Annotated in this window: 18 protein-coding genes; 13 read left to right on the top strand and 5 right to left on the bottom strand. The window is 61.7% G+C overall.

Translation table 11 applies throughout. The features are described 5' to 3' along the window. On the top strand, positions 1 to 1,995 hold the full coding sequence (locus tag OJ996_RS13390; RefSeq protein ID WP_264514112.1) for a c-type cytochrome: 1,995 nt from the start codon (positions 1 to 3) through the stop codon (positions 1,993 to 1,995). A 99-nt stretch (positions 1,996 to 2,094) separates the two neighbouring features. Continuing rightward, positions 2,095 to 2,499, top strand: coding sequence for a hypothetical protein (locus OJ996_RS13385; protein ID WP_264514111.1), 405 nt, complete (start codon positions 2,095 to 2,097; stop codon positions 2,497 to 2,499). A 13-nt stretch (positions 2,500 to 2,512) separates the two neighbouring features. On the opposite strand, the gene OJ996_RS13380 is transcribed toward OJ996_RS13385, so the two are convergent. Then, positions 2,513 to 3,817 (bottom strand): NAD(P)/FAD-dependent oxidoreductase, encoded by a 1,305-nt coding sequence (locus OJ996_RS13380; RefSeq protein ID WP_264514109.1) that lies wholly within the window; start codon positions 3,815 to 3,817, stop codon positions 2,513 to 2,515. 97 nt (positions 3,818 to 3,914) lie between these two features. On the opposite strand from OJ996_RS13380, the gene murI reads away from it, so the two are divergent. The 5 genes from murI to OJ996_RS13355 all read left to right on the top strand — a co-directional run bounded on the left by murI (position 3,915) and on the right by OJ996_RS13355 (position 8,650). After that, positions 3,915 to 4,709 carry a glutamate racemase gene (gene murI, locus OJ996_RS13375; RefSeq protein WP_264514108.1) on the top strand — a complete coding sequence of 265 codons (795 nt, stop codon included), beginning with the start codon at positions 3,915 to 3,917 and terminating at the stop codon, positions 4,707 to 4,709. Positions 4,710 to 4,775: 66 nt separating this feature from the next. Continuing rightward, entirely contained in the window at positions 4,776 to 5,699 is a 924-nt protein-coding gene (deoC, locus tag OJ996_RS13370) for a deoxyribose-phosphate aldolase (protein WP_264514107.1), read from the top strand. Between the two features lie 47 nt (positions 5,700 to 5,746). Continuing rightward, positions 5,747 to 7,234: an aldehyde dehydrogenase family protein gene (locus OJ996_RS13365; protein ID WP_264514106.1), complete on the top strand. Its 1,488-nt coding sequence runs from the start codon at positions 5,747 to 5,749 to the stop codon at positions 7,232 to 7,234. 63 nt (positions 7,235 to 7,297) lie between these two features. After that, on the top strand, positions 7,298 to 7,756 hold the full coding sequence (locus OJ996_RS13360) for a hypothetical protein (protein WP_264514105.1): 459 nt from the start codon (positions 7,298 to 7,300) through the stop codon (positions 7,754 to 7,756). A gap of 36 nt (positions 7,757 to 7,792) precedes the next feature. After that, the gene (locus OJ996_RS13355; RefSeq protein ID WP_264514104.1) at positions 7,793 to 8,650 is read left to right on the top strand and encodes an aldehyde dehydrogenase family protein; all 858 of its coding nucleotides are present in this window, start codon (positions 7,793 to 7,795) and stop codon (positions 8,648 to 8,650) included. 232 nt (positions 8,651 to 8,882) lie between these two features. Here OJ996_RS13355 and OJ996_RS13350 read toward each other — a convergent pair whose 3' ends face one another. Further along, entirely contained in the window at positions 8,883 to 11,321 is a 2,439-nt protein-coding gene (locus OJ996_RS13350) for a discoidin domain-containing protein (RefSeq protein ID WP_264514103.1), read from the bottom strand. Between the two features lie 405 nt (positions 11,322 to 11,726). Between OJ996_RS13350 and OJ996_RS13345 the strand changes: the two genes are divergently transcribed. The 6 genes from OJ996_RS13345 to OJ996_RS13320 are packed head-to-tail and all read left to right on the top strand — an operon-like array spanning position 11,727 to position 15,594. After that, positions 11,727 to 12,293 carry a DUF1579 domain-containing protein gene (locus OJ996_RS13345; protein ID WP_264514102.1) on the top strand — a complete coding sequence of 189 codons (567 nt, stop codon included), beginning with the start codon at positions 11,727 to 11,729 and terminating at the stop codon, positions 12,291 to 12,293. A gap of 54 nt (positions 12,294 to 12,347) precedes the next feature. Further along, positions 12,348 to 13,124: a DUF899 domain-containing protein gene (locus tag OJ996_RS13340; protein ID WP_264514101.1), complete on the top strand. Its 777-nt coding sequence runs from the start codon at positions 12,348 to 12,350 to the stop codon at positions 13,122 to 13,124. Beyond that, on the top strand, positions 13,121 to 13,396 hold the full coding sequence (locus OJ996_RS13335; RefSeq protein ID WP_264514100.1) for a hypothetical protein: 276 nt from the start codon (positions 13,121 to 13,123) through the stop codon (positions 13,394 to 13,396). Before OJ996_RS13340 ends, OJ996_RS13335 begins: the two co-directional genes overlap by 4 nt. Next, entirely contained in the window at positions 13,393 to 13,836 is a 444-nt protein-coding gene (locus OJ996_RS13330) for a YybH family protein (RefSeq protein WP_264514099.1), read from the top strand. Before OJ996_RS13335 ends, OJ996_RS13330 begins: the two co-directional genes overlap by 4 nt. A gap of 35 nt (positions 13,837 to 13,871) precedes the next feature. Next, positions 13,872 to 14,276, top strand: a complete 405-nt coding sequence (locus OJ996_RS13325) for a YciI family protein (protein WP_264514098.1) — start codon at positions 13,872 to 13,874, stop codon at positions 14,274 to 14,276. 4 nt (positions 14,277 to 14,280) lie between these two features. Then, on the top strand, positions 14,281 to 15,594 hold the full coding sequence (locus OJ996_RS13320; protein ID WP_264514097.1) for an RNA polymerase sigma factor: 1,314 nt from the start codon (positions 14,281 to 14,283) through the stop codon (positions 15,592 to 15,594). Here OJ996_RS13320 and OJ996_RS13315 read toward each other — a convergent pair whose 3' ends face one another. The 3 genes from OJ996_RS13315 to OJ996_RS13305 all read right to left on the bottom strand — a co-directional run bounded on the left by OJ996_RS13315 (position 15,595) and on the right by OJ996_RS13305 (position 20,901). Continuing rightward, positions 15,595 to 16,821 carry a peptidylprolyl isomerase gene (locus OJ996_RS13315; RefSeq protein ID WP_264514096.1) on the bottom strand — a complete coding sequence of 409 codons (1,227 nt, stop codon included), beginning with the start codon at positions 16,819 to 16,821 and terminating at the stop codon, positions 15,595 to 15,597. It lies immediately after the preceding gene. Between the two features lie 27 nt (positions 16,822 to 16,848). Beyond that, positions 16,849 to 20,106 carry a hypothetical protein gene (locus tag OJ996_RS13310; protein WP_264514095.1) on the bottom strand — a complete coding sequence of 1,086 codons (3,258 nt, stop codon included), beginning with the start codon at positions 20,104 to 20,106 and terminating at the stop codon, positions 16,849 to 16,851. Between the two features lie 90 nt (positions 20,107 to 20,196). Next, positions 20,197 to 20,901, bottom strand: a complete 705-nt coding sequence (locus OJ996_RS13305; RefSeq protein ID WP_264514094.1) for a hypothetical protein — start codon at positions 20,899 to 20,901, stop codon at positions 20,197 to 20,199. Positions 20,902 to 20,979: the final 78 nt, after the last annotated feature.

Raw genomic sequence — 20,979 nt, 5'->3', positions numbered from 1 at the left:
ATGAAGCCGATCCTCCTTGCCCGGTTTGCCCTGCCTCTGTCGCTGCTCACGACGGCGGCACAGGCGGAACTCGCCGCGACCTTCGAGTCCGGCGGGGCGAAAGACACCCGCACCGACCGACTCCCCGCCCTGCTGGTGAATGCCGGTGAGGCGCCGACTCCCTTCCTGCCCGCGGGTGCCTTTACCACCACGTGGACCGGCAAGATGGTCTTGGACGAGCGTCTGCGCCTGGAGTTCTCCTTCGAGGGTGAAGGCGACGCCGTGCTCACGGTCGATGGCAAGGAGGTCCACAAGGAGTCCGGCAAGTTCGGCGCCACCGCATCCAAGAGCACCCGCCTGAACAAGGGCGAGCACGACGTCACGATCACCTACAAGTCGAAGCCCGATGGCTCCGGCCAGTTTCGCTTGTTCTGGAAGGAAGCCGCCTTCCCGCGCCAGAGCGTGCCGCCGACCGCCTTCGCCAAGGCCGAGGCACCGGTGGATCTCGCACGCAAGGGCCGACTGCTCTTCGCGGAGAACCATTGCTCGAAGTGCCACTTCGACCTCGATGGCAAACTGGGAGCGACCCCGATGTTCCAGCTCCAGGAGCAGGGCCCGATCCTCGCTCAATCCGGCGGCCGCTTGAATGAAGAGTGGATCGCACGCTGGATTGCTGATCCCTCCGCGCTCCGTCCCGATACCCGCATGCCCGCGCTGGTGGATGCCTCCACCGATGAAGGCAAGCAACAGGCCGCCGACCTCGCGGCCTACCTCATGACCTTCAAGACGGAGGTCCCTGCCGCTCCGGACAAAGCCCTCGCTCAGAAAGGTGGCGAGCACTTCCACCGCCTCGGCTGCGCCTCCTGCCACACCGGCCCGCAAGCGGTGCCGAGTGCGGAAGATGCCAAGGGCCGCGTGCCCCTGCACAACGTGGCCGCGAAGTTCCAACCGGGAGCCCTCGCCGGCTTCCTGAAGAATCCGCAGTTGCTCTACTCGCACATCGGAATGCCGAACTTCTCGCTCAGCGATGAAGAGGCCAATTCGATCGCGGCCTACGTCCTCGACGCCTCCTCAAAGGTTGAGCAGAAGCCTTCCGGCTTTCCGAAGGGCAGTGCCGAAAAGGGTGCGGCTCTCGCTGCGGCACTGAATTGCGGCAGCTGCCACGCCGGCCTGCCGATGAACCCGATGGCAGCGCCTTCGCTGGCGAAGACCTTCGAAGCCGATTGGACCGCCAAGGGCTGCGTCTCCGGCAAGCACGGCGGCAAGGTGCCGAAGCTGGCCCTGAACGACGACGATCGAGCCGCCTTGGTGGCCTTCTCCAAGAAGGGCCTCGAGCCGCTCGCCCGCCACGTGCCGGCCGAATACGCCGCTGCCAAGCTGGAATCCCTCCATTGCACCAGCTGCCACGGGATGGATGGCAAGCCCTCGCTTCTCGATACCGTGCACCTCGAAACCAAGAGCTTGGTGGAGCACGTTCACGGCGAGCACGACAAGGTGGACCAGTCCCGCCCTCACCTCACCTACATCGGTGAGATGCTCTACTCCTCCTATCTCGAATCGATCATCGGCGGCACGCTGACTGCCAAGCCGCGTCCTTGGCTCGACATGCGCATGCCTGCCTTCCCGAGCTATGCTCCGGGACTTGCCAGCGGTCTCGCCGCCATCCACGGCGTGGCACCCGGCAAGCCTGATGCCGCAAATCCCGACAAGGCCCAGGCGGATATCGGCAAGAAGCTGATCAGCACGGCGGAAGGCTTCGGCTGCACCACCTGCCACGGCGTCGGCCCCGTGAAAGCCAGCGCCGCCTTCGAGGTCGAAGGCCCGAACTTCGCGATCTCGCATGAGCGCCTGCGCCACGAATGGTATGTCCGCTGGCTGGACAACCCGACCTCGGTGACGCCCTCTACCAAGATGCCGCGCTACTCGCAGGAAGGAAAGTCGCAGCGCCCGGAGCTGGGCGGGGATGCCCTGAAGCAGTTCGAGGCGATCTGGCAGTACATCCAGAAGCCGGACTGAGGGTTCTCCGTGGATTCACGCAGGCCATTTCATCACTGATTTTCCCCGAAACCGTCCTTTTGGAACATCGGCTGCTATTCCCGCGGAAACAGCAGCCGCATGATCAAAACGAGCATCGCCGCCATCGGCCTAATAGGATTATTCACAGGGAGTTACTACGGATCCACCAAGCTCGGACTGCGCACCGAGGGCTGGCAAAACGTCCGCTTTGAGGTCGCGGACAAGCCCTCATTCGCAGCCGTCGGCCAGTATCTCTACGATTCAGACGGGACCAAATTCATGGTCAGCGCGATTTGCCCGAACAAGACCGGCGATCACGTGATCGAAGCCCGTGTCCGTGTAACTAACCGTCTGGCGCTCAATCTCTTCCCCACGCGGATGGAGAAGAGCTATGCCATGAACAAGAAGGCCATCGAACGGGCCGTCCTCCAAGCCGCCGGGGTCGACACCGGACACTTCGAGCCCTCCGAGAAGGAGTGGATCGCCGTGGATCGGGAGTCCTGAAGACTCCTCAGTATCAAGCTTTGATCTCGAAATTCTCGGCGGGATCGACGTCCCAGACGAGGTGCTTCAGCGAGAAGCGCAGCAGATTCCGCCCGTAGCGGCTGCGCGTGGACACTCCGGAGAGGAGCCGCGTGATCTGTTTGGTCAGATGGCGCTCCATCAGGCGCGGCAAGGCGGACTCGCCGTAGCGCTGGGAGAGCTGTTCGCCCGCGGCGTGAAGCGCATACATCCGGCCATCGTAGAAATATTCGATCAGCTCGGACCAGGCCTCGTGCCAATCGAGCAGTTCGTCGAAGACGCGGTCGAAGGCCTTTGCCAGACGCGCCGGCTGGGAGAGCAGGGCGGTGGTGCCGCCGGAGAACACATGGTGGTCGATGAGATCCGCCGAATGCATGGCCATGAACAGGCCGGGCGAGAGCATGGGATCAACGAAGCCGAAGGCATCGCCCGCAGCCACCCACCCGGGCCCGTGGCCGCGATCGGAGATGAGCTGGTAGTTGGTGTAGGTCATCACCGGCGTGACCCGGCGGCGGCCCTTGCCGGCATTCTTCAGGAAAGCCTCGTTGTCGATGATCGACTCCAAGCGCTCCTCGGGAGTTTCGCCGTGTTCCTTTGCGGCCGATTTGTCCACCACCACACCGACCGAGAGACGACCCGGCAGCGGGATGCGCCAGCTCCAGCCCCGGCTGAGCGTGGTGATCACCACCTGGCCTTCACGCATGGCTTCCACGTCGAAGCCCTCGAAGTGGGCGAAGTAGGCCACGTCATTGCGCTTCCCGCGCTGCGATCCCACACCGATGACCTTGGCGAAGGTGCGGGCACGGCCGGTGGAATCGACCAAAAGCTTGGGGTGAACGCCTTTCAACTCCGGCACGGAGGCAAGGCAGGCGGCGGTGAGCTGGATCTCCCGCCCTTCGGTGCCCTTCTCAAGTTCGGCACGTCCCTTCACGAAGAAGACTCCCAGCTCCTCGGCACGGGTGCGCAGGAGCTTGTCGTACTCCGGACGAGGGATGTTGTAGGCGTAGTTCGGCATCCCCTTGATCGCCTTCTGCGGGAAAAAGAAGTCGAGGCGGCTGCCATCGCGCGCAATGAAGCCGACGCCCGGCTTGTATTGGGAGAAAGCACTTACCCGGTCCTCGATGCCGAGACGGCGCATAAGGTTGACCACGCGCGGCAGGAGCGACTCGCCCACCAGCAATTCGGGGCGTCGGTCGTCGTCGAAAACCACGGTCCGGATCCCCCGTTGCGCCAGCAGCGCGGCCAGGGTGCATCCTGCGGGGCCGCTGCCCACGATCGCGATCTCGATCTCTCCGTTCACGGGCCGTTTCTAGCGGCGTAGGGCCGCCGGTGCAAAGGCAAAGGCTGGGCGCGCTTTGCACTTTCCGGGACGCGCGATCCGCTCTTTGCTCGCGCCCATGCGCAACGCCCCTCTGGGCATCTTCGATTCCGGCGTCGGCGGCCTCACGGTCGTCCGCGCCGTCCAGCAACTCCTTCCCGCGGAAGACATTGTCTATCTAGGCGATACCGCGCGGGTGCCCTATGGCTCGAAGAGCCCGGAGACGATCCGCCAGTTCTCGCATGAGGATGTGCGCTTCCTGCTGGACCGTGGCGTGAAGACCGTGGTCGTGGCCTGCAATACCGCGACCGCCCACGCCCTGCCTTCCCTGCAAGAGCGCTATCAGGTGCCGATCATCGGCGTCATCGAGCCGGGCGTGGAGGCCGTGCTGGCAGACCCCGGCGCGCAGCGGATCGGGATCATCGCCACGCGGGGCACGGTGCGATCGCATGCCTATCAGCACGCGCTGGCCCTGAAGCGCACCGGGCTGATCCTGCACGCCACCCCCGCCCCGCTGCTGGTGCCGCTGGTGGAGGAGGACTGGCTGGACCATCCCTCGACCCACGCGGCCCTGCACACCTATCTCGATCCCATGCTGGAGCGCGGCATCGACACCCTACTGCTGGCCTGCACGCACTACCCGCTGCTGGTGCCGGTGTTGAAGCAGTTCCTGCCGGATGGCGTGCGCCTCGTGGACTCTGCCACCACCTGCGCGGAGCATGTGAAGAACGAGCTGACCAAGCTGGAGCTGTTAGCCGATGGGAACACGGGCAAGCTGGAGATCCATCTCACCGATCTCTCCGACCAGTTCGAGGATCTCTCACGGAGGTTCCTCGCGAAGTCCCCGGGGCGGATCATGCGGGTCACGCTGTGAGCGGATTCTCCGCGGAGGGCGCTCCATCCTTGCCCTGAGCGCCCGAACACCTCAGGATGCGCGGCGATGACTCGCCCGGCCTTGCGTCGTTTGTTGGATGAGATCGGCACCGTCGATGCAGTTGGCATCGAGGAACGGGTGGCGAAGTATACGACCCGCAGCGTGAAGAAAGCCTCGAAGGTTTTCGGGCTGAAACTGGCCGTGACGATGGTCGACCTCACCACGCTGGAGGGGAAGGACACGCCGGGCAAAGTCGCCTCGCTTTGCCAGAAGGCGCTCTCCCCGCATGGGGGTGATATCCCGCAGGTCGCGGCGGTCTGTGTTTACCCCTCGATGGTGAAACACGCAGCCAAGCATGTGAAGGGCACGGCCGTGAAGATCGCCTCGGTGGCCACAGCCTTCCCTTCCGGCCAAGCGCCGCTAAAGACGCGCTTGGCCGAGGTGCGGCAAGCGGTGGCCGATGGCGCGGACGAGATCGACATGGTGATCAATCGCGGGGCTTTTCTGGAAGGCGAGCTGTCGCTGGTGCAGGACGAGATCGCGCAAGTGATCGAGGCCTGCGGGGAAGCGACGCTGAAGGTGATCCTCGAAACGAGCGAGCTCGAGACTTACGACAACATCCGCGCAGCGTCCTTCCTGGCGATGCGCGTGATCCGCCCCGGTGATTTCATCAAGACCAGCACGGGCAAAACCTCGGCCAATGCCACGCTGGGCAATAACCAGGTGATGATCGAAGCGATCCGCGACTTCTATCTCGCGACCGGCACGGAGATCGCGATGAAGCCGGCCGGCGGCATCCGTACCGCCAAGCAGGCGCTGCAGTTCCTGATCGCGGTGAAGGAGACGCTCGGCGATTCGTGGCTGAACAACCGCCGCTACCGCTTCGGGGCGTCCTCGCTATTGAACGATTTGTTAAGACAATTGGAGACGCAACGGACCGGGGCCTATCAGGCACCGTGGACCTTCAGCGATGATAGCACCGGCTACTAAATCGCCTCGGGTAACACTTCATTCGTCATTCGTCATTCCCTAACACCATGGCAGCCAAGAAGACACCTTCAAGGAACATCAGGCCGCGTGAACTCCTGTTCGGAGATCTGTGGGAGTATGATCCGGCCCCGGAGTCGGCGGAGCCCTTCATCGAAGCGCGCTTCGGGCTATTCATCGACGGCAAGTACGTGGCACCGAAGTCGAAGAACTACTTTGATTCCATCGCGCCGCGGAACGGGGCGAAACTGAGCGAGATCCCGCTGGCGAACGCGGCGGATGTGGATGCTGCCTATGCCGCGGCCGCGAAGGCATTCCCCGCATGGAGCAAGCTGCCGGGCAAGGAGCGCGGCAAGTATCTCTTCCGCATCGCGCGGCTGCTGCAGGACCGTGCGCGCGAGTTCGCGGTGGCGGAGACGCTCGATGGTGGCAAGCCGATCAAGGAATCGCGCGACTTCGATCTGCCGATGGCGGCGGCGCATTTCTTTTATCACGCCGGTTGGGCGGACAAGCTGGCCTACGTGGCCCCTGGCCGCACGCTCGCGCCGCTCGGCGTGGTGGGCCAGGTGATCCCGTGGAATTTCCCGCTGCTGATGCTGGCATGGAAGATCGCTCCGGCGCTTGCTACTGGAAACACCGTAGTCATCAAGCCCGCGGAGACCACCTCGATCACCGCGCTCAAGTTTGCCAGCATCCTGATGGACGCGGGCCTGCCGCCCGGCGTGGTGAATATCGTGAGCGGCGCGGGAGAGACGGGTGCCGCGGTGGTGAATCACCCGACGGCAGCGAAGATCGCCTTCACCGGCTCGACCGAGGTGGGCAAGATCATCCAGCGCTCGCTGGCAGGCACCGGCAAGAAGCTCACCTTGGAACTCGGCGGTAAGGCGGCGAACATTGTCTTCGAGGACGCTCCGCTCGACCAAGCGGTGGAAGGCATCGTGAACGGCATCTTTTTCAATCAAGGCCACGTCTGCTGCGCGGGCTCCCGCTTGCTGGTGCAGGAAAGCGTGGCGGAATTGGTGACCGAGAAGTTGAAGCGTCGCCTGCAAGTGCTGCGTGTCGGCGATCCGCTGGACAAGAATACCGATGTGGGCGCGATCAACTCCGCCGAGCAACTTGCCAAGATCAAGGAACTGGTGGCCAGCGGCGTGAAGGAAGGTGCCGAGCTGCATCAACCCGCCTGCAAGCTGCCCGCGAAGGGATTCTACTTCGCTCCCTCGCTCTTCACGAATGTCTCGCAGAGCCATCGCGTCGCACGGGAGGAGATCTTCGGGCCGGTGCTTTCGATCCTCACCTTCCGCACGCCGGAGGAAGCGGTCGAGAAGGCGAATAACACGCCCTTCGGCCTGAGTGCCGGGGTCTGGACCGACAAGGGCAGCCGCATCCTGAAGATGGCGAGCGAATTGAAGGCCGGGGTGGTGTGGGCGAATACCTACAACAAGTTCGACCCCAGCTCGCCCTTCGGCGGCTATAAAGAGTCGGGCTTCGGACGTGAAGGCGGGAAGCAGGGACTGCTGGAGTATGCCGCGCTGGAGTGAGACTTGGAAAACGGAGCCCACATTGGAGTAGTCCGGACGATCACGACTTGATAGCCCTACATCATGGCAGATTCCTCCCAAAAGGCCTCGCTCGGCTGCGGCACGCTCATCCTGATCGCGCTGATCGTCATGATCTTCAGCCGGGGCGGTGAGGATAAGAAATCGAGTCAGAAGCTGGAAGTGCTGAGGAACGAGATGCAGACTCTCTCCGCTTCCGTCAGCGCCATGTCGGCTGGCACGGCCGAACTCAAAGGCGAATTACAGGAACTGCGGAAGTCGGTCGCGGCCTTGAGGGACGCTATCGGAGTCCAGCAGGGGCAGATCTCGGATCTGAAAGCTCTGATGCCGAAGCCCGGGACGGAATTCCAGCCCCTGGAGCGCAACCCGGATATCGAAGCGCCCGATCCCGATCTCGAGTCAGCGCCAGAGCCCAAGGCCGCACCGACAAGAGGTAGATCGGAGCCCGGCGCCCCGCCTCATCCCGAGCTCCGCGAGGAAACCCTGCCACTTGAAGAGGACTGAGATCTTTTCCCGCCCATCAACCCTGAATTTTACAACATGCCGCTCAAGATCACCAAGACCCCGAAATGCTACGTCGGCGGCGCATTCATCCGCTCCGAATCCGGCCGCGTGTTCGAGCTGAAGGATGCTTCAGGAGCTTTCTTCGCAAACCTTCCGCGCTGCACCAAGAAGGACCTCCGCAATGCCGTGGAGGCTGCGGCCAAGGCGGGCGCAGGCTGGGCCAAGCGCACGCCCTATAACCGCGCACAGATCCTCTATCGCCTCGCGGAAATGCTGGAGGCCCGCAGCGCCGAGATGGCAGAGGCGCTGACCCTCGGCGGCACCACGAAAGCGGGCGCGGCCAAGGAAGTCGCGGCGACCATCGAACGCATCGTTCACTTCGCCGGTTGGGCGGATAAGTACGAGCAGGTCTTGGGTAGCGTAAACCCGGTGGCCTCGGCGCACTTCAACTTCACGGTCACGGAAGCGGTTGGAGTTGTGGGCGTGCTGGCACCGGAAGAAGCCCCCTTGCTGGGACTGATGACCCTGATCCTCCCGGTGATCACCGGCGGCAATTCGGTGGTTGCCTTGGTTTCGCGCAAGTCCCCCTACCCCTCCATCCTGCTGGGCGAAATGCTGGCTACCAGCGACCTGCCGGGCGGCGTGGTGAACTTGATGACTGGCGACCGCAAGGAAATGCTGGCCACCTTTGCCAGCCACGAGCAGATCCGTGCGCTCTCTGCCGTCGCCGAAAGCGAGGAGGCCACCGCACTCCAGCGTGGCGCTGCGGATAGCGTGAAGCGCGTGAAGCTGCATGCCGTGAAGACCGACTGGTTTTCGGAGAAACATGACTCCCCCTACGCCATCCGCGACTTCACCGAAGCGAAGACGGTGTGGCATCCGATCGGAAGCTAAAGGGGCATGAAAAAATCCCGGCCGGATACTGATTTAACTCAACCTCAGCTCATCTTACCCATCGGATTCATCGCGTGCCCAATCCTCTTCATCTGCGTTCATCCTGTTCATCTGCGGTTGATTGGCTGTTCTGATGGCCGCCTGCAAATCTGACGGAGAGGCACAAAAAATCCCGGCCGGGAGCATGGCTCGCCGACCGGGATGGTTAACAGCAGTTGGTCGGTGACCTGAATCAGGGAGCCTCTTCCACGCGGAAGAACTCGCGGGCAATGGTCGCCGGATCGATGACGATGCGGGCACCGAGCTGGCCGTCCTCGCCGAAGTGTTCGCTTACAAACTCCCAAGTTCCGATCAGGTCGGTATCGCGGGTCACGTTGTAGATCTGCTCGTTCTCGGCATTCCAGACCAAGTCGATGACCGTGTTGGTCACTTCACCGGTGCGGACCGGGTGGATCACGGACTTCACGAGACCGAAGGGTGGCAGCGCGGAGAAGTCCCCGTAACTCATCTGCCAATCGACGATGTCGTTGTTCTGGAAGAAGCCGCCAGTGCGGGCGCTGAAGCCCACGAAGGCCTTGCCGGAAGCATCCACGGCACCGGCAGTCTCGAGGTCCACCTGCACGTTCTGGAGCACGGCGACGCCATCCCAGTAGACATCGATGTGGCCCGGAGAGCCCGGCACATAAACGACCCGGACCTGATAGGGATCCTCACCCGCCAAGGTGGCGAGTGTGTTCGGGATGAACTCATTGCCCTCGGTGGCCGGATTGTCCGGGATGCCCTTGAGCACCACGCCGGGCTTGTCGTAGGCCAGCACGCTGCCGAGAACGACTTCGCCCTCGCGAACTTCGATCCGGGATGAATCCCCCCCGAAGGTTTTGAAGACCACGTTCACCGCATTGCTTGGCAGGCCGCTTTCGCCATTGCTCCCGGAATCCACCCCGGCAGGACTGTTCTGGATCACGAAAGCGATGCCATCCGCCGGAGGCGTGGTGGTCGCCCGCTCGATGTTCATGCTGATCTTGAACTTCGCCTCGAAGCCGCCGGCAACCGGCTGCTTGAGACGGAACCATGCTTCCGCTTGCTGGCTGCCGATGTCTTCCGTCAGTCGCAGACGATTGTCGGCGATCTGGGCGGTTCCACGCAACGAAAGCTCGGTCGAGGAGCTACTAAAGTCAGCGTAGTTGACAGTAGTGATTGCGGGCACGGCGATGGTGTTCACGGTCACGGTATCCGTCGTGGTTCCGTTCGCGGAGGTGGCCGTGAGCGTGTAGGTGGTCGTGCCGACCGGAGGATTCACGTTCACGGATCCGCTGGCAGCAACGGTGCCCACGCCTTGGTCGATGGAGACGGTGGTAGCGGCACCCGCTTCCCAAGTCAGGGTGAATGGCTCACCCAGAACGATATTCTGCGCACTGGAAGAGAAGGAGAAGATCCCGGGCTGCACGGAAGCGCCGGGGAGCGGGATCTCGCGGCCATCTACATCGCGGGCGGTGGGCGTGGGGTAGTCGAAGTTCACGCTTTCGATCACCGTCCAATTCTCCTGGTCATTGCTGCCTTGGAGAATCCAGCGGATCGGATCACGATCGTCGGCATCGTTCGCCGTGAAGAAGGAGTAGCCATCGATGGTCTTCACTTCACCCAGATCGAAGATCACCGGGGCGTTGTTGAAATCGAGCCACTTGTTCGCGTTCGCGCTTCCGTCGATCAGGTTGCCCGGATTCTCCGCCGCCGGGAAATTACCGCCCGGGCTGTCCACCGAGACGACGCTGACCGGAGATCCATTGTTGAAGAAGGAGAACTCACGCAGCTGGATCAGGCCCGTTTCCGCACCCGTCCTCAGCTTGGTCGCCTTGAAGCGGATATACTGGTAGCTGACTTCACCGCCGGCTACCGCGCGAACCGTGGTGGTCGCGGTGCTGGGGGTGGGAACACCCGTTCGGGTGGCCGTCAGCGTATAGGCCGTGGTAGCATTTGCAGGCGGCGTGACGGTCGCGGTACCGTCCACCGCAACGGAGCCCGGTGCCGGACTGATGCTCACGGAATCCGCGAGCTCGGTGTCCCACGCGAGTCCGACTTGTCCGCCATTCAGAACGATAGCCGCGGTTCCACCGGTATTGTCATTGGGCACCGTAAACCTGTTCACCAAGGGCGATACCGCCTGAGGAAGCCCGAAGCCCACCTGATAGGTATCGTTCTGGTTGATGATGGCAAAGTCGTTCCGCACATCGATGATCTCCCAGTTCGTCCCGTCGGCGCTGCCTTGGAAAGTCCACGACACGGGGCTGCGATTCCAGAACACGCTATCATTTGCGGACGCCCAGTTATAAGAATCGATTGTTACCGGTGAGCCGAAGTCGAAGGTAAGTTCTTCACCAGCATCAAAGGGGTTACCCTTGAACCATTTGGTTCCGAGTGCGCCGTCACCAACCTTGGCAGGGCCTTCGCCATCGGTTGGATTCTGCGCGCCCGAAGTGATTGTGACCGGAATCACCGCGGTTCCACTACCATTCCTATTGTTGGTATTCAGCATGTTACCGCCCAACGAGAAGGTGAATTCCGCGAGCTGCATGTTACCGCCATTGTTGACGATCTTGACGGGATCGAAACGGTAATACCGATAGGTTTTCTCCGCTGCCGAAGCGAAAGATAGCGTGGCAAGCGAGATCATGGCCGTCGCCACGATACGGGGGTTCCTGGCACCAGTACGTAGTACGGATGTTCTTGGGTTCATGGGTTCGTCTTGGTTTTTCCCTCCAAAGAGGGACGGGTTCATGGTCGGAGGACGGAGATAGTCCCGCCTCCGACAGAAGGTACGACTACAGGCGGGAGACCGTTTAGTCGTCGCGTGATTTCATGGAAAAATGACGCAGGATTCCGCTTCAAACCATTTCCGCATGCGACGCATGCACTCCGACAAATCGCTCCTGCAACACGGTCGAAACGAGCTGGAACAAGGAGTTAGGTGAAAATCGCGCGGGCTTCGAAAAAAATCGACGGACAATGTCCCGGGATGGCGGGACCGTTCGTCTTCATTGTGGACCCTCGCGAAACGAACACCAATCCAAGCACAACAATGAAAACTACCTCACTCCTCCGTCCGCTGTTTGCCGCCTTTGCCGTGGCGCTATTTGCACCCTCCCTCCAAGCCCAAGACATGCCGGAAATGCCGAAGCCCCAGAGCGAGCATGCCTGGCTGGAAAAATTCGCCGGCACTTGGCAAACCGAGATGCAGTGCTCCATGGGCCCCGACAAGGAGCCGATGACGAGCAAGGGCACCGAGACCGCCACCATGCTCGGCGGCTTCTGGCTGATCGTCGAAAACAAGGCCGAGATGATGGGCCAGCCCTTCAAGGGGGTGCTCACCCTTGGCTACGACCCGGCCAAGAAGAACTACATCGGCACTTGGACCGACTCCATGACCAGCACCCTGTGGAACTACACCGGGACGCTCAATGAGGCGGGCGACACGCTGACGCTGGAATCCGAAGGCCCTTGCCCGATGCAAGGTGGGAAAATCTGCAAGTTCAAGGAAGTCATGAAGTTGACCGGCAAGGACGAGAAGACTTTCACCAGCTCGATGCTCGGCGAAGATGGCAAGTGGACCCAGATGATGAGCGCGAAATCGAAGCGGGTGAAATAATCGTGTCCTGACCGCTCCTCCCCGTTCGTCGAAGTATTGAAACCTCAAAGAATCATGAGCACGCAATCTGCAACGATGGAAGGCCAAGTGGATCTCTCGGATCACCGGGTGGTAACGAGGGAGGAGTGGCTAGCCGCCCGCAAGGCACTGCTGAAGAAGGAGAAGGAACACTACCGGGAGCGTGACCGCTTAGCCGCCCAGCGCCGCGAACTCCCATGGGTGAAGGTCGAAAAGGAGTACGTCTTCGAAGCACCGGAAGGCAAAGTGACCCTCTCCGACCTCTTCCGCGGAAGAAGCCAATTGATCGTATATCACTTCATGTTTGGTCCCGGCTGGACGGAGGGCTGCGGCGGTTGCTCCTTCCTGAGCGACCACTTCGACTCCGCACGCCAGCACTTCGAGAACCGTGACCTGGTCCTGACAGTGGTATCCCGCGGCAAGCTGGAGGAGTTCATCCCCTTCAAGCAGCGCATGGGCTGGGAATTCCCTTGGGTTTCCTCGAACGGCAGCGACTTCAACTACGACTTCGGGGTGTCCTTCACCGAAGACCAGGTGCAAAAGGGCCAGGCCTTCTACAACTTCGCTCCCGAAACCGACACGGGGGAATCCCACGGGTTCAGCGTCTTTTACAAAAACGAGAAGGGTGAGATCTTCCACACCTATTCGTGCTACGCCCGCGGCGGGGAGGAGGCGCTCGGCACCTTCATGATGATGGACCTCACGCCCAAGGGCCGGAACGAGGAGAGCACCATGAACTGGGTGCAACTCCACGACGAGTATGAGAAGACGGAATCCGCAAGCTGCGGATGCTGCAAGGAGGGCGAGGCATGAAGGCGTGCTGCACGAAGCGCCGGGAGACCCCCGGTAAAAGCCGGAGCGTGGCGGCATGGGTGGTGCCGAGCGGCCTGCTGGTGCTGATGCCGAAGTGTCCGGTCTGCGTGGCTGGCTATGTGGCTGCCTTCACCGGGCTGGGACTATCCGTGCCTGTCGCCTCCGGCCTGCGCACGACTTTGATTGCCCTTTGCTGTCTCTCGCTCGCCTTTCTCGCGACGCGACTGCTGATCTCCAAACGCAAACCCACAACCCGACAGATCACCCCATGAACACTCTAGACAAAACCAACGAAGAACAGATCCGGGAGTTCACGCAGAAGTGGCTCCAAGCCGTGCACGTGAAAGATCTGGATGCCGTGATGGCCTGCTATGCGGAAGACGTGGTGGCCTACGATCTTTTCTGCACCGCGAAGGTCACCGGCCGGGAGCCCTACCGGAAGAACTTCGAGATGTGGTTCCAGTGCTGCGAGACCGGCCCCGCGAATTACGAAATCGTCGAACTCGATATCGTCGCCAGCGATGCGGTCGCCTTTGCCCGCGCGCTCAACCGCATGACCGGGCCGAACCCTGAAAGAAAAGTGGAGGAGTCCTGGATCCGCGTGACGGTGGGTTTCCAGAAGACCGGCGGCGAGTGGAAGGTGGTGCATGAGCACGTCTCCGTGCCGCTGGACATGGAAACCCAGAAAGGCCTCTTCCAATCCATGCCCTGATCGATCTAGATACCCTCCAACCTGAAGAACGCTCTATGAACAGCTACACGAATTCGAATGGCTACTTGCTGCTTTTCCGCGGCACCGACTGGCACCTGCAGATGTCTCCCGAAGAGATCCAGCAGGTGATGGGCGATTGGGGCTCTTGGTTCGACCGGCTTGGCAAGGAAGGCAAGCTGGCCGCGGCAAATCCGCTCGAGAACGAGGGTGTGGTGATCTCCGGCAAGGCCCGCACGGTTTCCGACGGTCCCTTCGCCGAGGCGAAGGAGTCGGTAGGCGGCTTCTTCTTGCTTAAGGTCGAGACCATGGAGGAAGCGCTGGCGATCGCGAAGGAATGCCCCGCACTTCCTTACGGCCTCACCGTGGAGGTACGCCCGGTGGCACCCGCCTGCCCGGCAGCCCGTATGGCCGACGAAGCAGGCCAACACGCCATGGCCTGATCCGGTGAGCGCGCCGCCTGTCCACAACCCGGAGGTCCCGAAGCTGACCGAGCACCTCTTCCGCCATGAGGCGGCCAAGCTGGTGTCCACGCTCACCGGGATCTTCGGCATTCATCGCCTCCAACTCGCCGAGGATGTGGTGCAGGAGGCGATGATCCGTGCGCTCCAGACCTGGCCCTACTACGGCGTGCCCGCGAATCCCGCGGCCTGGCTGATGCAAACGGCGAAGAACCGCGCGCTCGACCTGATCCGGCGTGAGAAGCTCTTCAACGAGAAGCAGCTGGAGATCGCGGCTTCGCTCGAAGCCTTGCCTGATGAGGGGGATACTCCCCGATTCGATGATGAGATCCGCGATGATCGTCTGCGGCTGATCTTTGCCTGCTGTCACCCGGCGATCTCGCTGGAAGACCAGACCGTGCTCGCGCTGAAGACGCTCTGCGCCTTCAGCGTCACGGAAATCGCCACGGCCTTCTTGAGCAGCGAGGGGGCGATCGCCAAGCGTCTCACCCGCGCCAAACAGCGCATCCAGGATCAGCGGATTCCCTTCGAGATCCCATCGGGCGCGGAACTGGAATCGCGGCTCGATGGCGTGCTGCAGGTGCTCTACCTGCTTTTCAACGAAGGATACAAAGCTTCGAGCGGGGAGCTGATCGTGAAGGAGGACTTGTGCCGTGAGGCGATCCGCCTCGGCGGTCTGCTGGCCGCGCATCCGGCGGCGGATCATCCCCGCACACATGCCTTGCTCGCGCTGATGTTGCTGGATGCCGCACGCATCCCCGCACGGCAGGATCGCGATGGCAACATCCTGCGCCTGATGGATCAGGATCGCGAATCCTGGGACCGCACCTTGATCGCCGCGGGCCTCTGGCATCTGTCGCAGTCATCGCGCGGCGAGGAGCTGAGCGAGTATCATCTGCAAGCGGGCATCGCGGCCTGTCACTGCACCGCGGCGGATTATCGAGCTACCGATTGGGCCCGCATCCTCAAGCACTACGACCGCTGGCAGGAAGTCAGCGATTCGCCCGTCGTCGCGCTCAATCGCGCGGTGGCGGTCGCGAACGTTCACGGCGCGGAAGCGGGGATGAAGGCCCTGCGCGAGATCGCCAAGCCTGAGCAGCTTGAGACCTACTATCTTTTCCATGCGGTGGTCGGGGATTTCGAGGAGCGCATGGAGCGACGCCAGGAAGCGGCGGCCAGCTTCAGCAAGGCCATCGAGCTCACCGGAGTGGCGGCGGAGAAGACCTTCCTCGATGAGCGGCGAAGGGCTTGTGAATCGAACGTGCCCTACCGCCCCGGCAAACACCGGCCGAAAGGCTGATCAGGGCCGCGTCAGCTCCAAGCTGCCTTGATCTTCGAAGATCAGGCTCTTTGTGGCAGTGAGCACCCGACTGAAGGAGCGGCCCGTCACTGCCGACGTGCCGATACTGTCGTAGCCTCCGCTCAAGTCGACATAAGAGGCTCCTCCCAAGCCCGGCGTCGCCACCAGCATCTTGAAGAAGTAGCCATCGAAACGCGGAGCGGGATTCATCTCCACCGAGAAGGTCCCCGTGAAATTAAAGAAGGGGAACTCGGGGTCGGGAGTATTCGAGTAGCTACCTCCGGTTCCCGAGGCGTTGAACTGATAGACAAGTTCTCCCAAGCCGGGAGAATTCGTAGTGATCGTCCGATTGGCGAAGTGAGAGGATCCCAAGGCGTCCGTGTATGTCGTCTGGGACAGGTGATAAAAACGACGGGGGTCAGCTGCATTGTCCAGCTTGTGCGTCGCCGCGGGGAGCGGCTCGTCCATCCCGGCGAAGCTCCGGTAGTGAGGGGCCCAGGAAATGAGATCGGTGCCGCTGTAGGCGCGGAGCACGGTCATCGGCGCGCGAGGGAAGAACAGGTTTGCCGCAAGGCCCGGCTGGATCGCGAGGGAGCCGGATACGGGTCCGACGACAGGAAGCGGGATGGCCGAAGCATCAAACGAAGCTGCAAGAGGGTCCGTGCCGCGAATCGTCACGGAAAGCAGGGATGTCTGTCCCGAGCCTGCGCTGAGGATCTGATCCACCACCGAGCGGCTCTGGACGGACGGAATACGGCCGAAGACGACATTCCGTTGATCAAGGACAGGCATCGCCAGATTGCCGGCGAGATGGAAACGGCTTCCGCCGCTGTTGGGACCTTCGCTGGCCATGGCCACCACGTACGCTTGGTGGGTCAGGCTCGGGTCGAATTCGTCCTTAATCGTGTAGCCCGGATCATCGCTCCCGCTGCCGTCCTTCGACCCGCATTCCACCAGCTTTTCTTCAGCGGTATTGGAGACGTAATGGAAAGGGAGCCCATTGAAGAATGGCCCCGTGTTCACCGCACCGCTCCGCGAATCCATCCAGGCCCGTGATCCCCGCGCCAGACTGATGAAGTTCGCCACCGCCTTCGGAGTCTTCGCATACTCCAACTCGATGGTGACGGTGCCGCGGGTGGTGACCAAGTCCGCCTCAAGCGCGGCATGGGCGGGAGAAAATGCGGCGACGGCAAGAGCCGCCAGGATCGGCAAACGGTGGGGGGCCATGGAGAAAGCGAGGAGGACGGCGTGATCTCAGAGCGGATCGCCCAAGGTCAGCCAGTTCGCGCTGAGGATATTGAAATCACCCGAGTTTACCACCCCGTTTCCGGTAATGTCTCCCAAGGGATTCGAAGTGCCGAAGGTGCCGGAAAGCACGTTGAAGTCGCCCGAGTTGATAACGTTGTTCCCGTTCAGATCTCCACCGATCAGGGCTTCCGAGCCTGTGAACGCGAGAGTGGCCATGCCTTCCGAGTTGAAGGTGACCGGAATTCTGCGCCGGAGATTCCAAGCCATCTTGGCGCTGAGATTGACGGTTCCCGCCGGAATCCCCTCGATCCATGCGGAGCCAAGGCCCGATGTGAAATTCAGCGGCAAGGTCCAAGTTGCAAGCGTCGTTCCCGAGGAGTTCGTCGCCACGAAGACCACGTCGCGGGTTACGGCAGTAGTCACCAAACCTTGGGGTGCCACGGTTACATTGACGCGGAACTTGGAGATCTCGATGGAGCCGATCGGCAACGTGGCCAGATTGCCCGAGCGGTCCATGACCAGCGCGTTCACATTGTAGACCCCGTCGCTTGTGGAGCTGTCCACCGTGAACTCAAAAACATAGCGGGTATAATCAACCCCGCCCAGGTTCACCGGAGAAGCGGAGGACAGACTACCTTGGTAGCTGGTGCTCAGTCCCACGAACTCAACGGCGACGTCCGAATCTTCAATGCCTGCAAGCTCATCGCGGGAATCGAAGGTCACGGTCACGAGGCCGGAGCGGGTGAACCACCCATCTTGCAGGAGGTCCACGGGAACAGAGGACTGAATCTGGGTGACGGTAGCTCCGCTCGCGAACTCGGGATCGGTTCCATCCACAACCAGCTCCGCGGAATTCGCGGTGAAAGGAGCATTGCGATAGTAGGCATTGCCACCGGAACTCGCGGTGATGCGGGTATCGACAAGCGGGGAATCTTCCGCGCTCTTCGCCCGGAAGAAGACCTTGCTCAGGCCTTCGAGCGTATTCGCCGTCATCTGGAGATCCGCGATCTTGCCATCGAGGAGAGTGCCATCGGGATCAGGATGGGAGAAGGAAAGCCCCACCGCGGTGTCGAGCTTGCCGACCACACCCAGATCATCATCGGAAGCAGCAAGAGCGTTCGGCCAGTCTGCGGAGGGAAGCAGTGCACCGAAGGAGAGGTAGTCCGTGCTGTATCCCAGGAGTGCTTCCACCGCCTGCGCCTTATCCACGAGATTCCCGACCGCCAGTGCCACATCCACGAGGTCACCCGGTTGAACGTAGAGATTGCCCGCGGCATCCAAGGTGCGGGTCGGATCCGCAGGAGGACCGAAGCCAAGTTCCAAGCCGTTCTGAATCGCAGCTTCGCTCGCCACATTCCCCCACCCCTCGACCATGGTCGTGACCACGGCACCGGGCAGGATATTGAGTGCCCCGGTGCCGCCATTGAAAACATTATGGTAGATGCTCCCGCCGTTCACGGTGCTGAAGGCCGTAAGCGAGGAACCGGTAAAGACGCAGTCGTGGATATCGAGGTCGCTACCCACCAAGGTCATGAAGGCATTGGTGACATCGCAGCGGACCATCTCAAAGGTGGCGCCGAGGTTTACCAAGATATTGAAAACGCCCGGGCTATCGAGGACGCAGCCATCCAGTTGGAGGCTGCCCGTCACGATCAGGGTAACGCCTGCCGCCAGATGGATATCGGTAACCAGCGCCAGCGTGCTACCGCTGAAGGTGGTGTTCGCATTGATGTCGAGCGAGCCGAGGCAATTGTAGAAGGTAAAAGAGCCCGAGATCGTGTGATACTCGCCGACCCCGAGAGGATCCAGGGACAGGTCGCCATTCACCACATTGATGCTGGCACCCGGAGCCATCGCGAGTTGCCCCACGTTCACGGCTCCGCCATTCACTTGGATGGATGCATCTCCCTGGAGATCCAAATCACCGACATCGACCTTGGCTCCAGAGCCGACGGTTAAGACGGCACCCGGAGCCAAGGTCAGCTCTACCCCGGAAATCGATTGCCCTTCGGAGAGATTCACACTCCCGGAGAGGGGTGCATCTCCATAGTCCAAGATCGTGAGATCCTCGTCCACGAACCATGGCTTGTAGGCCACGGTGCCGGGGCCGGCGAGTTCCCCGCCGCTTCCAGAAGCGGTCCCGCCCGGACCGTCCGCGGCATTCCAGTAGTTCATTGCTGCGGTGACGTCCTCTCCGGACTCCTTGCTGAAGATTCCGACGCTGCTGAGAAACTTGTTCCGGCGAATGACATCCCCGCCCTGTGTGCCCGGGGCCTGATCGTCCAGCACCAGATCACCGTGGCCGCTTGGTGCAAGCGAAGCGCCGTTCCCTTCGAAGACGTTTCCCTCCACGACGCAGGCACGCGCGCCTCGATCCGGATCGCTTGCGCCGCCGAAGCCGGTGAGGCGCAGCCCATAGCTCGAGTTGTTCTTCCAAAGATTGCCAGTGATCGAGCTATCGAGGGGACCTGCGGCCATGCCGGCATTGTTGGCCTCGAAAGTATTCCCCGATATCTCGACATTCTCCAGAGACATCGAGCCGGCACTCACACCGAGATCGAAGTTCGTGAAACGATTGCCGGAGATGCGTGCAGCACGCGCGAGACTCGGGCCGAGATTGCCGATGCCATCCACGAAAAGTCCGGTCCCGCTCACTGTGCCGCCACCGGCGAGATCATTCTCGATGAGGTGAAGGCCATCGAAGGAATCCGCGCCATCCAGAAAGATCACTTGAGAGGAGGCAGCAGATCCAAGCATGCGGTTGCGCGAGAGCGTCGCATTCAGCGAACTGCTGTTCAGCCAGATCGCGGTGCCAAGGGCTGAGCCTGCAACCCGGATATCGTTGTTAGAAACCGTGAGTGATTCCGGAGCGCCCCCTTCCAAGGAAATGACACCACTGGCCGCAGCGGGCGACGCCGAAAGAGAAAGCCCGTCCAAGGTGATGCCCGACGCACCCGGCGCAATCTGAATAGCAGGACCGGAAGCCGGAGCGATGATCGATTCGATAGCCGGGGATGGAGCGCCGCTCACCCGTCCCCTGGCGTCAACTCCCGAATGTGCGCCCCTCAGCACCAAAGGCCCCTTGTTCAGCACCACATTCTCGGTGTAGGTGCCCGGCTGGATCTGGATGACATCCCCGGGGGCTGCGGAGTCGACCGCCGACTGAATGCTGGCGTGGTCGCCTGAGGGACCCACCAGCAAGGTCTCCGCCGTTGCCAGCAGAGGGGCGAAGAGGAGGAGCTTCGAAAGGAAAAGGGGCTTCACGAGCGCAAGAGGGGGTGCCGGTGGGTGGGACCGGTGCGGGTTCGATTGCGATAAGGGGGGACTAGGACCAGAGCGCGGCCCGAAGACGGTTCAGCGTCTCCGACGACGCAAGCACCAAGCTGCGAGCGGGATCAAAGTCAGAATCGGGGCCGTCGGTTCCGGCACCAGCGTGTATTGGGTGTAGATCTCCACGCGATCGATCGCGGAGACCGCACCGTTCGGAGGAGTGAGCGCCACCGTGATCGCGCCGCTTTCATAGTCCTCCAAGGTTCCCGTCCAAGTGCGGTACTGCCAGGTGGCCCCGGTCATACCATAGGTGGAAAGGACACCTTGATTCTCCAGCACGAGGTCTCCCGGAGCCAAGCCATCGACCGAGGGGACCGGCGGCTGGGCAAGGGACACGAACACATGCGCGAAGATCATGATATCGATACGGTAAGACTGGCCCGGGGCCAGTGTTCCCGGGGCAACAGGTACGTTGAAACGCAGCGAGCCATCCGATCCCAGACCGACATCCCAAGATCCGTCACCATCGTGACCGGGATTGCTGAACTGGGCATTCGGATCCTCCCAGCCATTGCCAACCGCCCCTTGGTCCACCACGCCGGTCGCCGTCCCGTAAGGATTCGACGAGCTGTTGGGCCCGGGCGTCGTGCTTCCCGTGGTGAACTGGAAGACCTGCGACGTGGTATTCGGCTGGCCATGCCAGCTCGGAAGCGTGACCGCTCCAAACAGAGAGCCGACGGAGAGACCGAGCGTCGTGATCAGCAAAACGGGGAGGCATTTGCGATGCATCATATAACTTAACCTTTCGGCGCGATAAGATTATAAATTCTAACAATATCCATCAAGCCGGAAATCAACAGAACATGT

It is taken from the genome of Luteolibacter rhizosphaerae (assembly GCF_025950095.1).
Taxonomy (GTDB): Bacteria; Verrucomicrobiota; Verrucomicrobiia; order Verrucomicrobiales; family Akkermansiaceae; genus Haloferula; species Haloferula rhizosphaerae.
This window is presented reverse-complemented; position numbering and strand designations above follow the sequence as displayed.